Origin of the sequence: Janibacter terrae (genome assembly GCF_039636765.1) — a bacterium.
Lineage (GTDB): Bacteria > Actinomycetota > Actinomycetes > Actinomycetales > Dermatophilaceae > Janibacter > Janibacter terrae.
The window spans coordinates 2,225,601-2,237,593 of sequence record NZ_CP144167.1 but is presented as its reverse complement, the minus strand read 5'-3'; the positions used below and the strand labels follow the sequence as shown (position 1 = coordinate 2,237,593).

The 11,993-nt window shown below is 72.7% G+C and carries 13 protein-coding genes; 9 read left to right on the top strand and 4 right to left on the bottom strand.

What is annotated here, in order from left to right; genetic code table 11:
* Positions 1-13: 13 nt before the first annotated feature.
* The 3 genes from V3C34_RS10950 to V3C34_RS10940 are packed head-to-tail and all read right to left on the bottom strand — an operon-like array spanning position 14 to position 2,578.
* Positions 14-613, bottom strand: coding sequence for a DUF3054 domain-containing protein (locus V3C34_RS10950; protein ID WP_346007145.1), 600 nt, complete (start codon positions 611-613; stop codon positions 14-16).
* Complete coding sequence (locus tag V3C34_RS10945; protein ID WP_346007144.1) at positions 606-1,610, bottom strand: alpha/beta hydrolase; 1,005 nt, start codon at positions 1,608-1,610, stop codon at positions 606-608. Before V3C34_RS10945 ends, V3C34_RS10950 begins: the two co-directional genes overlap by 8 nt.
* Positions 1,607-2,578: an alpha/beta hydrolase gene (locus V3C34_RS10940; protein ID WP_346007143.1), complete on the bottom strand. Its 972-nt coding sequence runs from the start codon at positions 2,576-2,578 to the stop codon at positions 1,607-1,609. The genes V3C34_RS10945 and V3C34_RS10940 overlap by 4 nt, the downstream gene beginning before the upstream one ends.
* Positions 2,579-2,613: 35 nt before the next feature.
* On the opposite strand from V3C34_RS10940, the gene dop reads away from it, so the two are divergent.
* From dop to V3C34_RS10905, 7 genes are all read left to right on the top strand, one after another.
* Positions 2,614-4,110, top strand: a complete 1,497-nt coding sequence (dop, locus tag V3C34_RS10935; protein WP_346007142.1) for a depupylase/deamidase Dop — start codon at positions 2,614-2,616, stop codon at positions 4,108-4,110.
* Positions 4,111-4,144: 34 nt separating this feature from the next.
* Positions 4,145-4,342 (top strand): ubiquitin-like protein Pup, encoded by a 198-nt coding sequence (locus V3C34_RS10930; RefSeq protein WP_068324131.1) that lies wholly within the window; start codon positions 4,145-4,147, stop codon positions 4,340-4,342.
* Positions 4,339-5,151, top strand: coding sequence for a proteasome subunit beta (gene prcB, locus V3C34_RS10925; protein ID WP_346007141.1), 813 nt, complete (start codon positions 4,339-4,341; stop codon positions 5,149-5,151). Before V3C34_RS10930 ends, prcB begins: the two co-directional genes overlap by 4 nt.
* Positions 5,148-5,834 carry a proteasome subunit alpha gene (prcA, locus tag V3C34_RS10920; RefSeq protein WP_346007139.1) on the top strand — a complete coding sequence of 229 codons (687 nt, stop codon included), beginning with the start codon at positions 5,148-5,150 and terminating at the stop codon, positions 5,832-5,834. The genes prcB and prcA overlap by 4 nt, the downstream gene beginning before the upstream one ends.
* Positions 5,835-5,843: 9 nt before the next feature.
* Positions 5,844-7,232, top strand: a complete 1,389-nt coding sequence (pafA, locus tag V3C34_RS10915; RefSeq protein ID WP_068324148.1) for a Pup--protein ligase — start codon at positions 5,844-5,846, stop codon at positions 7,230-7,232.
* An 87-nt stretch (positions 7,233-7,319) separates the two neighbouring features.
* The gene (locus V3C34_RS10910; RefSeq protein ID WP_068324151.1) at positions 7,320-8,339 is read left to right on the top strand and encodes an FKBP-type peptidyl-prolyl cis-trans isomerase; all 1,020 of its coding nucleotides are present in this window, start codon (positions 7,320-7,322) and stop codon (positions 8,337-8,339) included.
* 40 nt (positions 8,340-8,379) lie between these two features.
* Positions 8,380-8,766: an FKBP-type peptidyl-prolyl cis-trans isomerase gene (locus V3C34_RS10905; protein WP_068324154.1), complete on the top strand. Its 387-nt coding sequence runs from the start codon at positions 8,380-8,382 to the stop codon at positions 8,764-8,766.
* 102 nt (positions 8,767-8,868) lie between these two features.
* Here V3C34_RS10905 and V3C34_RS10900 read toward each other — a convergent pair whose 3' ends face one another.
* Complete coding sequence (locus V3C34_RS10900; RefSeq protein ID WP_346007136.1) at positions 8,869-9,972, bottom strand: DUF3866 family protein; 1,104 nt, start codon at positions 9,970-9,972, stop codon at positions 8,869-8,871.
* A gap of 38 nt (positions 9,973-10,010) precedes the next feature.
* On the opposite strand from V3C34_RS10900, the gene V3C34_RS10895 reads away from it, so the two are divergent.
* Both V3C34_RS10895 and V3C34_RS10890 read left to right on the top strand, forming a co-directional pair.
* The gene (locus V3C34_RS10895) at positions 10,011-11,000 is read left to right on the top strand and encodes a WYL domain-containing protein (protein ID WP_346007134.1); all 990 of its coding nucleotides are present in this window, start codon (positions 10,011-10,013) and stop codon (positions 10,998-11,000) included.
* A complete protein-coding gene (locus V3C34_RS10890; protein WP_345912943.1) occupies positions 10,997-11,959 on the top strand; it encodes a helix-turn-helix transcriptional regulator in 963 nt (320 codons plus the stop codon). The genes V3C34_RS10895 and V3C34_RS10890 overlap by 4 nt, the downstream gene beginning before the upstream one ends.
* Positions 11,960-11,993 lie beyond the last annotated feature (34 nt).

The window sequence follows — 11,993 nt, the reverse complement described above, 5'->3', positions numbered from 1 at the left end:
CCGATGAGGTGGCTCAGTCGCCCTCGGGGAAGCGTGGCTGCCGGATGCCGAGCTCGTCGACGACACGGTCCCGCTCGGCCTGCGGCACGACGCCACGCCCCTGGGTCTCGTTGCGCGGGCCGCTCAGCCGCTCCAGGTCGAGCGGGTCGCCGACCCGGGTGTGCTCGACCGGGACCCGGCCTCGCCACCCGGGGCCGCGCGTGTGCCCGGGACCGGGGTCGGGACGACGGCGGTCGAGCATCCACAGGACCGCCCGCCAGCCGAGCAGGGTCACGCCGAGGAAGGCCGTCGCCACAACGACGAAGGGCAGGGCCGTGCCCTGACCCGCCATGTCCCGCAGGGCCATGCCCCCGAAGACCGTCGAGACCCACACCGGGAACCCGTGCCAGAGCCGCGTCGGCCACGCCTGGCTCGTGAGCAGCACGACGACCCAGCCGATAGCGAGGCCGGCGAGGAAGGGCCAGGCCGTGTCCCACCAACCCGCCGGGTCCAGCGGCTCGTCGTGCGAGCGCCGCCCGACGAGGGTGAAGGCCGCGACGACGAGCAGGTCGAGTCCGACGGCGAGCGCGGCGCGCCGACCGGGTGCGCTCAGGGGCTCGTCGCGCTCACGCACCCGAGGCACCCCCCACGAGGTGCCGACGGATCTCGGTGACCAGCTCGTGCCGGCTCTGGGCGCCCGCCCGGGCCACCCCGGGGAAGCTCGCGAAGCCGTGTGGCAGACCGAGGTAGTTGGTCAGCCGCACCTGGACGCCCGCCTCGCGCAGGGCCTGCGCGTAGCGCAGCCCGTCGTCACGGATCGGGTCGAGGTCCGCGGTCTGCACGAGTGCCGGCGCGACCCCGCTGACGTCACCGAAGAGCGGCGAGACGACCGGGTCCTGGTGCCCCACGGCGTCGTCCGCGTCCCCGATGTAGTGGGCGCGGAAGGCGAGGACCTTGGCCTCGGTGAGGATCGCGCCCTCCGAGTGCTCCCGGATCGACGGGGAGGCCATCGTCAGGTCCGTGGCCGGGTAGATCAGTGCCTGGTGGCGGATCACCGGCTCGCCGTCGGCGGTGCGCAGGTCGCGCAGCTCCTGCGCGACGACCGCGCTGAGGTTGCCCCCGGCGGAGTCGCCGCACAGCCCGATCCGGTCGCGGTCGATGCCGTGATCACCCACCTCGTGGAGCCAGCGGACGACGTCGATCGCGTCGTGCGCGGCGACCGGCGCGCGGTGCTCGGGCGCCATCCGGTAGTCGACGCTCACGACGACGACCTCGAGCTCGGCGGCCAGGTGCGTGCACAGCGGGTCGTACATCCTCGTCGAGCCCTGGACCCACCCGCCACCGTGGAGGAAGACGAGGACGGGGGTGGCCCCCTTCGTCCCCGCGGGCGTGTACCAGCGAAGGGGGACGCTCGCGCCGTCGCGGACCGGCGCGCTGCCCTCGTCGACGGCGACGGACGGGTCGACGCGACCGGTGACCCAGGAGAACGGCGGCCGCGTGGGGTACACCTTGGCGCGGGCCGCCTCGATGTCCGCCTGGGTGGCGTCGACGATCGAGACCCGGGCGACGTTGTCGAGGACGGTCGTCAGGACCGCGACGAGCGGCGGGAGGCCGGGGTAGGGGCGCTTCACGGGGTCTCCTCGTGCAGGTGGTGGCGGATCTCGGCGACCAGCTCCTCGAGCGCCGGGTGGGCGGCGGGCGCGAACCCCGGGAAGGTGATGAACCCGTGCGGCGCACCGCGGTAGGTCGTGTGGCGCACCTCGACGCCTGCGGCGGCGAGCGCCTGCGCGTACGCCGCACCGTCGGGACGAAGGGGGTCGTGCTCGGCCGTCTGGACGAGCGCCGGGGGCAGGCCGGCCAGGTCGCCGAGGGCGGGGGAGAGGAGCGGGTCGCGGTCGTCGCCCTCCTCGCCGAGGTAGAGCCCGCGGAAGGAGCGCGCCATCGCGGGCGTCAGCAGGACGTAGCGCCGGTCCAGCTCCTGGAGCGCCTCCTCCTCTCGGTCGGTGAGGTCGGGTGCGGGGTAGACCAGGGCCTGGTGGCGCAGGCCGGTGACGCCCTCGTCCCGCAGCTGCTGGGCGACGGCCGCGGCGAGGTTGCCGCCGGCGGAGTCCCCGGTGACGCCGACCGCGTCGCGGCGGGCGCCGATCTCGGCCGCGTGGTCGAGGGCCCAGTGGGTCGCGTCGAGGCAGTCGTGGATCGCGAGCGGCGCCCGGTGCTCGGGTGCCATGCGGTAGGCCACCGTGACGACCACGACGCGGGCGCGGTCAGCGACCGCCGTGCACCACGGGTCGTAGACCCCGATGTTGCCCAGGACGAACCCGCCGCCGTGGAAGTGCAGGAGCAGCGGCAGCGGGCCGTCCGCGTCGTCGGGCCGGTGGACCCGGATCTCCAGCTCGTACCCGTCGCGCGCGGTGATCCGGCGGGACGTCGACGTCACCCCGGGGGTGGGCCGGCCGAGCACCCACGTGTACGGCGCGCGCATCGGCACGCTGGCGCGCATCCGGGCCAGGTGGGCCGGTGTCATCTGGTCGGCGGTCACGGCGGAGCGGGTCAGCCGGTCGAGGAACCGCGTGCGCCAGGGCATCCACGTCTTCGTCACGAGGCCATTCCAGCACGTCGGCCTAGGGTGAGGTCATGAGCGTGCGGCGGGTCATGGGTATCGAGACGGAGTACGGGATCGCGGTGACCGGGCAGCCGTGGGCCAACCCGATGGCGGCATCCGGGGACGTGGTGACGACCTACGCGCGGGCGCACGGCCTGCGCGCCGGGCACGGGGCGTGGGACTACAGCGACGAGCACCCGCTCGTGGACGCGCGCGGCTTCGAGATGCCGCGCGCCCGCGCCGACATCTCCCAGCTCACCGACGCCGAGGACCCGACCCTGGCCAACGTCGTCCTCGTCAACGGCGCGCGCCTGTACGTCGACCACGCCCACCCGGAGTACTCCTCTCCCGAGGTGACCTCCCCGCGCGACGCGCTCGTGTGGGACCGGGCCGGCGAGCTCGTCATGCGCGAGGTCGTCGAGCGGCTGGCCGACCGCGAGCCGGGGATCAACCTCTACAAGAACAACACCGACGGCAAGGGCGCCTCCTACGGCACCCACGAGAACTACCTCGTGGCGCGCGCGACCCCCTTCGACCGGATCGTCTCGGGGCTCACCCCCTTCTTCGTGGCGCGACAGGTGATGTGCGGCGCCGGCCGCGTCGGCATCGGCCAGGAGAGCGAGCGGTCGGGCTACCAGATCGCCTCCCGCAGCGACTTCTTCGAGGCCGCGGTGGGTCTCGAGACGACCTTCAAGCGACCGATCATCAACACCCGCGACGAGCCGCACGCCGACCCCGACACGTGGCGCCGGCTGCACGTGATCATCGGCGACGCCAACCAGGCCGACGTCGCGGGCCTCGTCAAGCTCGGGTCCACCTCGCTCGTGCTGCGCCTCATCGAGGCCGGCGAGATCGGGGGTGACCTCGAGGTCCTCCACCCCGTCGAGTCCCTCAAGGTGATCTCCCACGACCCGACCTGCCGGGCGACGGTGCGGCTGCGCGACGGGCGCGAGCTGACCGCCGTGCAGATCCTCGGCGAGTACCTCGAGCGGGCCAAGGGATTTGTCGAGCGCGAAGGGAGCGACCCTGCCACCGACGAGGTCCTCGCGCACTGGGAGCGGCTCCTCGGGTTGCTCGCCGGCGACCCGATGGACGCCGCGGCCGACATCGACTGGGTCGCGAAGCTCGCTCTGCTGCAGCGCTACCGGGACCGCGACGGGCTCGCGTGGGACGACCACCGGCTGCGGGCCATCGACATCCAGTGGTCCGACGTGCGCCCGGCCAAGGGCCTGCACCACCGGCTCGAGGCCGCCGGCCGCATCACCCGGCTGACGACGGACGCGGAGGTCGCGGCGGCGGTGACCACGCCGCCGGCCGACACGCGGGCCTGGCTGCGCGGCCGGGTCGTCGAGGAGTTCGGCGACCGGGTCGTCTCGGCGTCGTGGGACTCGCTCGTCGTGCGCCTGCCGCGGGCCGGGCGGGTCGCCCGGATCTCCCTCCTCGACCCGCTGGCCCACGGCCGCGGCGACACGGAGTCGCTCGTCTCCGCCGGCGACATCGACGACCTCGTGGCCGCCCTCGGGGCATAGGCTCGGGACACGACCCGTCAGCGAAGGAGCAACGATGGCCCAGGAGCAGATCCGACCCCAGTCCACCGGTGGCGGCGACGGCGCCGAGCCCGAGGACGGCTTCGGCCAGGTGGGCGCGACCAACGCCGCGCGTGACGAGGACATCGACTCGGTGCTCGACGAGATCGACGGGGTGCTGGAGACCAACGCCGAGGAGTTCGTCAAGGGCTTCGTGCAGAAGGGCGGCCAGTGAGCCGCGAGTCGTCCGACGGGCGGCTGCCCGCGGCCTTCCTGGCCGCGGGCGGCTCGTCCTTCACCGACTTCGTCGCGCAGCACGACCCGCACCTGCTGCCGGGTCGTCGGCCGCTCCACCCCGGCGCCGTCGAGGCGCCCCACGCCACGACGATCGTGACGCTCACCTGGTCGGGCGGGCTCGTCATGGCAGGCGACCGGCGGGCGACCCTGGGCAGCCTCATCGCCAACCGTGACATGCACAAGGTCTTCGCCGCCGACGAGTACTCGCTCGTCGGCATCGCCGGCACGGCGGGCGTGGCCATCGAGATGGTCCGTCTCTTCCAGGTCGAGCTGGAGCACTACGAAAAGGTCGAGGGCGTCGTCATGTCGCTCGAGGGCAAGGCCAACCGCCTCGCCGCCATGCTGCGCGGCAACCTCGGGCTGGCCATGCAGGGCCTGGCCGTCGTGCCCTCCTTCGCCGGCTACGACCTCGCGGTCGGCCGCGGCCGGATCTTCTCCTTCGACGTGACCGGCGGGTGCTACGAGGAGCAGGAGCACCACAGCGTGGGCTCCGGCTCGCTCTTCGCGCGCGGCGCGCTCAAGAAGCTCTGGAGCCCGGGTCTCGACCGGTCGGCGGCCGTGCGGGTCGCGGTCGAGGCGCTGTACGACGCGGCCGACGACGACTCGGCGACCGGTGGCCCCGACGTGCACCGGCGCATCTGGCCGATGGTCGGCGTCGTCGACGAGGACGGCGTCCGCTTCGTCGAGGACGCCGAGTGCGCCGGCGTCGTCGCGGCGATCCTCGCCGACCGTGGAGGTGCTCGATGACCCAACCGCCCTTCTACGTCTCGCCCGAGCAGGTCATGGCCGACCGGGCCGACTTCGCCCGCGCGGGCATCGCCCGGGGGCGCTCGGTGGTCGTCCTCGCCTACGACGAGGGGATCCTCTTCGTCGCGGACAACCCGAGCAACCGCTCGCTGCACAAGGTGGGCGAGGTCTACGACCGGATCGGCTTCGCCGCGGTCGGCAAGTACAACGAGTTCGAGAACCTCCGGGTGGCCGGCATCCGCTACGCCGACCTGCGCGGCTACTCCTACGACCGCTCCGACGTGACCGCCCGGGCTCTGGCCAACGCCTACGCGCAGACGCTCGGCACGGTCTTCACCCAGGACCAGAAGCCGTACGAGGTCGAGATCGTCGTCGCCGAGGTCGGGCTCGACGCGACGGAGGACCGCATCTACCGGCTCACCTACGACGGGTCCGTCACCGACGAGCGCGGTCACGTCGTGATCGGCGGCGCGAGCGAGCGCCTCAACGGGCGGCTCGACGCGGGGTGGCGGCCGGGGATGGCGCTCCCGGAGGCCTTCCGGCTGGCGGTCGACGTCCTGGCCGATGCCGACGAAGGGGAGGACACCCCCTTCGACGTCCACGCGGACGCGCTCGAGATCGCCGTGCTCGAGCGTTCCCGCCCGCGCCGGTGCTTCCGGCGGATCACCGCACCCGACGGATAGCCTCGGACCGTGGAGCGACGCATCTTCGGGATCGAGACCGAGTTCGGCATCACCGCCGTGTCCGGTGGCCAGCGACGGCTGACGCCGGACGAGGTGGCGCGCTACCTCTTCCGCAAGGTCGTGACCTGGGGCCGCTCGAGCAATGTCTTCCTGCCCAACGGTTCTCGTCTCTACCTCGACGTCGGGAGCCACCCGGAGTACGCGACCGCGGAGTGCGACGACCTGCTGACGCTCATCGCGCACGACCGGGCGGGGGAGCGGATCGTGCAGGACCTCGTCGTCGACGCCCAGGAGCGGCTGCGCGAGGACGGGGTGGCCGGCGAGATCTACGTCTTCAAGAACAACGTCGACTCGGCGGGCAACTCCTACGGCTGCCACGAGAACTTCCTCGTGGCGCGGACCTCGAACTTCGCCGCGGTGACCGACGGTCTGCTGCCCTTCCTCATCACCCGGCAGCTCATCGCCGGTACCGGCAAGATCATGGCCTCCACGCGCGGCGCGCAGTTCTCCGTCAGCCAGCGCGCGGACCACATCTGGGAGGGCGTCTCGTCCGCGACGACCCGCTCCCGGCCGATCATCAACACCCGGGACGAGCCGCACGCCGACGCCGAGTACTACCGGCGGATGCACGTCATCGTCGGTGACTCGACGATGACGGAGACGACGACGCTGCTCAAGGTCGGCGCGGCCCACCTCGTGCTGCGCATGCTCGAGGACGGCGTGGCGCTGCCCGACCTGGCCCTCGACAACCCGATCCGCGCGATCCGCGACATCAGCCTGGACATGACCGGGCGCACGCTGGTCAAGCTCGCCGACGGCCGTCGGATGAGCGGCCTGGAGATCCAGCGCGAGTACCTCGAGCGGGCGGTGGCCCACGCCGACCGCGAGGGGATCGACGATGCGGTGAGCACGCGCGTGCTCGACCTCTGGGAGCGCACGCTCACCGCGATCGAGACCGACGACCTCGCCTCGGTCGGCACCGAGATCGACTGGATCATCAAGTACCGCCTGCTCGACGCCTACGCGGCCAGGCACGGGCTGTCGCTGGGGGACCCGCGCCTGGCCCAGCTCGACCTCGCCTACCACGACATCAACCCCGACCGGGGCGTCCACCACCTGCTGCAGCGCTCCGGCAAGGTGGCGCGGGTCGTCACCGACGAGGACATCGCGGCGGCCGTGGACACCCCACCCCAGACGACGCGCGCGAAGCTGCGCGGCGACTTCGTGCGCACGGCCCGGGCCCACTCGCGGGACGTGACGGTCGACTGGGTGCACCTGAAGATCAACGACGAGGCGCAGCGCACCGTGCTGTGCAAGGACCCCTTCCGCGCGGTGGACGAGCGGGTCGACAAGCTCATCGAGGTCCTCTCCTCGCGCCCGACGCCGACCGGACCCTGAGCCACCCCCGCCGGTCGAGTCAGGCATCGTCCAGACTCGGTGGTTAGGCTGCCCGGGAACGTTTTCCCCGAGCATCGAGGTTGATCCGTGCCGAAGGCCGCCCGCCTGACCACTGCCATCGCGACGTCCACCGCGGCCCTGCTGGCCCTGAGCGCCTGCGGTGGGGACTCCGGCGGGGACGCGACGAGCGACTCCTCGACGTCCGCGTCGGCCTCGGAGACCGCCGCCGCGCCCAGCCCCGAGGACCTCAAGAAGGTCGACGACATCGCGGTCACCGCGGCGAAGGGCAAGAAGGGCCCGTCGATCGAGCTCGAGAAGAAGCCGCTGTCGGTCAGCGAGACGACGTCGAAGGTCATCAAGGAGGGCTCCGGCGACACGCTCGCCGACGACGCCTTCGTCGAGGTGGACCTCGCGATGTTCTCCGGCAAGACCGGCAAGATGATCGAGGGCTCGGAGACCTACACGAGCGACCCGATCGTGCTCGACCTCGGCAACAAGGGCGCCCTGCCGGGTCTCGTGAAGTCGATCAAGGGCCAGAAGATCGGTACCCACGGTGTCTCCGTCATGCCGCCCAAGGACCTCTTCGGCGACGAGGGGATGCCGCAGTACGGCGTCGACGGCAAGGACAACCTCGTCCTCGTCTACGACGTGCGCGACGAGATGCCGACGAAGGCGGAGGGCAAGGAGGTCGAGCCGCAGGCCGGCCTGCCCACCGTGAAGTGGAAGGCCGACGCCCCGGCCGACATCAGCATCCCGAAGGACGCGAAGAAGCCGACCAAGCTCGTCACCGAGAAGCTCGTCGAGGGCACGGGCGAGACGGTGAAGAAGGGCGACACCGTCTACGTCAGCTACACCGGCGTCACCTGGGATGACGGCAAGGTCTTCGACAGCTCGATGAAGGACGGCCGCGGGCCCTTCTCCTTCCCGGTCGGCCAGCAGGCCGTCATCCCCGGCTGGGACAAGGCCGTCGAGGGCGCCAAGGTCGGAGACCGCCTCCTCGTCGTCGTCCCGCCGAAGGAGGGCTACGGCAAGCAGGGCACGCCCGACGGCTCCATCAAGCCCGACGCCACCCTGGTCTTCACCGTCGACATCCTCGGCGCCCCCTGATCCACCGACCCGTACGCCACCCCCACCCAAGGAGACGCACATGCCGTTCGACCCCAGCACCACCAAGCCCGAGATCGACTTCCCGGAGGGCGCCGCGCCCACCGAGCTGGTCGTCGAGGACATCACCGTCGGTGACGGCGCCGAGGTGACCGCCGGGTCGCCCATCCAGGCCCACTACGTCGGTGTCGCCCACTCCACCGGCGAGGAGTTCGACGCCTCGTGGAACCGTGGCGCCCCGCTCGCCTTCACCGCCGGCATCGGCCAGGTCATCCAGGGCTGGGACCAGGGCCTGCTCGGCATGAAGGAGGGTGGTCGTCGCAAGATCACCATCCCGCCGCACCTCGGCTACGGCGACCGTGGCGCCGGCGCGGCCATCAAGGGCGGCGAGACCCTGATCTTCGTCGTCGACCTCGTCCAGGTCGGCTGACCTCCCCTTCGCCCGCACGCACCTGAAGCCGCATTGCCCTAGGGGAATGCGGCTTCAGGTGTGCATTGCCCTAGGGGAATGCGGCTTCAGGTGTGCATTGCCCTAGGGCAATGCAGCGAGGTGGGCCGCATGGCGGCCGGCCAGGGCCGCGGTGAGGAAGGGCGTCACGTCCTCCGCCGCGGCCCTGCCCATGCTCACGAGCGGCACGGGGGAGACCACGAGGTCCTCGGCGACACCGGTGGTCGGGAGCGTGATGACACGCGGGGAACCCGCGGCCGTCGCGACGGCGGCGTCGACCTGCTCGCGCACCTGCGGCCAGGGCATCTCGGTGGACTCGGGCAGGACGACGTCGGCCGCCCCGAGGAGCGCGCGCGAGAGGACCGTCGCCGTGTGGTGCGACAGCCCCCGGTGGCGCGCCCGCGGATCGCTGCCGGAGACGCGCGGTACCGCGATGCCGTGCCCGCGCAGGACGTGGACGGCGTTGAGCACGTCACCGGAGGACAGCCCGGACCAGCCCCACGTCGTCGACGACCCGGCATTGCCCGGACCCTGCGCCACGACGGCCACGTCGCAGCCGAGCACGTGGCGGGCGGCGAGCAGCGCGGAGTGCACGGTGATCGCCTCGTGCTCGGCGCCGAAGGCCTGCCCGGCCGAGATCGTCGTGGCGAGCCAGCCGGCGTCGACGAGCCGGGCGACGCTGTCGGACAGGGCGAAGGGGAGGGCCGCCGAGTCGGTCATGACGTACGCGACGCGAGCCCCCGGCGCCGCCGCCCGGATCCCGGCGAGCACCGCGGGGAGCGCGGAGTGCAGCTCGGCGACGACCACCGGCATCCCCTGCAGGTCGCCGTCGGCGATCGCCGGGTGGTCGCGCATCGCCTCGTGGTGCGGCGACTCCTGCTCCTCGAGCGCGAGGACCATGTCCTGCAGCGGCGTGTAGCGGGCCTTGACGATGTGGCCGGGGGCGTCGTCGGGATCGGCGGGCGGGCGGGTGGCGTCGGCGACGACGAGGGCGAGACCGCCGGTGCCGAGGCCGCGGCGCAGGGCCGAGACGTTGAGCAGGACCGTATCGCCGACCTCGGGGGTCCCGACGAGCCCGGTGAGGGCGAGCGCGGGGGTGTCGCTCCCGTCGACCTCCACGCGCAGACGGGCCGCCCCGGGGCGGGAGCCGGTGACCTCGCGGACGGTGCCGCTGCGCCAGTGGATCATGTGCGGCAGGTTAGCCTCAGCGTGACGAAGGGAGCGATGTGGCAGCACCCAACACCCCCGCCGCGAAGACCGAGCGGTTGCTCAACCTCACGATGAGCCTGCTCTCCGCGCGGATCCCCGTGCCCAAGCAGCGGATCCGCACGATGGTCGAGGCCTACCACCCGGTCGAGTCGGACGAGGCCTTCGACCGGATGTTCGAGCGCGACAAGGAGGACCTGCGCGCCATGGGCATCCCCCTCGTCACCGAGGACATCGGGATCTTCGAGGACGAGCAGGGCTACCGCATCGACCAGCGCGAGTACGCGCTGCCGCCCGTCGAGCTGGCCGCCGACGAGCGCGCCGTCGTCGGGCTAGCCAGCCGTGCGTGGGCGCACGCCGCGATGGCCGGCACCGCCGCGACCGCCTGGCGCAAGGTCGCCGCGGACGACGAGGTGGGGGAGGACCCCTTCGCCGGTCTGGAACCACGCCTGGGCGGCGCCGAGCCCGCCTTCGAGCCGCTGAAGGACGCCGTGCTCGCCTCCGTGCGGGTGCGCTTCGACTATGCCCGACCCGGCGCCGACGGCGCGCAGACCCGCCACGTCGAGCCCTGGTACCTCACGGCCTGGCACGGTCGCTGGTACCTCGTCGGCCACGACCTGGACCGCGAGGCGCCGCGCGTCTTCCGCCTCTCCCGGATCGCGTCGGCGGTCACGACGACCCGCGAGGCCGTCACCGGTGAGATCCCCGAGGACGTCGACCCGGTCCGCATGATCGCCGCCGTCGACGGTGACGCGCCGCAGCCGAGCGAGTCCGTGCTCCGCGTCCGCGTCGATGCCGGCCACGGGCTGCGGCGACGGGCCACGTCGGTCGAGTCGATCGACGAGCAGTGGGACCGCGTGGTCGTCGACCACGGGGGCACCGGCGCCTTCGCCGGCGAGATCGCCAGCCACGGCGCCGACGTCGTCGTCGAGGGTCCGGCGGAGCTGCGGGAGGCGGTCGTCGCCCGGCTGCGGTCGGTGCTCGAGACGCACGAAGGGAGTCCCCGATGAGTCGTCCCACCGTCGAGTCCGCGACGAGTCGGGTGCAGCGCCTGCTGACGATGGTCCCGTGGCTCGTGGGCCGTCAGGGCATCGAGATCGACGAGGCCGCTGCCGGGCTCGGGATCACCGAGCAGCAGCTCGTCGCCGACCTGGAGCTGCTCTTCGTCTGCGGCTACGGGCAGATGCCCGACGAGCTGATCGAGGTCAGCTACGAGGGCGGCCGGGTCTTCGTCACCAACGCGGACGCGATCGCGCGCCCCCTGCGGCTGACCGTCGACGAGGCCATCGCCCTCACCGTCGGCCTGCGCTCGCTCGCCGCGAGCGGGGCGGGGGAGAGCAGCGCCGTGGAGCGCGCCCTCGCCAAGCTCGAGGGCGCGACCGGGACGATCCCCGGCGTCGAGCGCGTGGTGGTCGTCGAGGACGACACCGACACCGGGCGGACGACGGCCGCGCTGCGCGACGCCCTGTCCTCCGGGCGCCGGGTGCACCTGACCTACCACGTGCCGAGCCGCGACGAGCGCACCGAGCGTGATGTCGACCCGATGCGCCTGGCCCACGTCGAGGGCCACTGGTACCTCGAGGGCTGGTGCCACCGGGCGCAGGACGTGCGCCTCTTCCGCGTGGACCGCATCGAGGCGGTCGACGTGCTCGACGAGGCCGCCGAGCCACCGGACGGCGTGGCCGCCCGTGACCTCAGCGCGGGTGCGTACCAGCGCAGCGAGGACGACGTCCCGGTGAGGCTGCGGCTGCGCCCGTCCGCCCACTGGATCGCGGAGTACTACCCGGTGACATCTCGGCAAACGGCCGGCGAAGACCTGGTCGTCACCCTGCCGACCGGCGACGAGGGATTCCTGCGCCGTCTCGTGCTGCGGCAGGGCGCCGACGTCGAGATCCTCGAGCCGGCGGCCCACCGTGCCGATGTCGCGGGTGCCGCGGCGGCCGCGCTCACCGCCTACGGTGCTGCCTGAAGACGACCGGCGCACCCAGCACCGGGTCGTACAC

Bases quoted from the DNA above. Each gene is read 5' to 3' on its own strand.
- V3C34_RS10900 (WP_346007136.1), bottom strand. From the start codon at position 9,972: ATGATCCACTGGCGCAGCGGCACCGTCCGCGAGGTCACCGGCTCCCGC.
- V3C34_RS10930 (WP_068324131.1), top strand. From the start codon at position 4,145: ATGGCCCAGGAGCAGATCCGACCCCAGTCCACCGGTGGCGGCGACGGC.
- prcA (WP_346007139.1), top strand. From the start codon at position 5,148: ATGACCCAACCGCCCTTCTACGTCTCGCCCGAGCAGGTCATGGCCGAC.
- V3C34_RS10905 (WP_068324154.1), top strand. From the start codon at position 8,380: ATGCCGTTCGACCCCAGCACCACCAAGCCCGAGATCGACTTCCCGGAG.
- dop (WP_346007142.1), top strand. From the start codon at position 2,614: ATGAGCGTGCGGCGGGTCATGGGTATCGAGACGGAGTACGGGATCGCG.
- V3C34_RS10890 (WP_345912943.1), top strand. From the start codon at position 10,997: ATGAGTCGTCCCACCGTCGAGTCCGCGACGAGTCGGGTGCAGCGCCTG.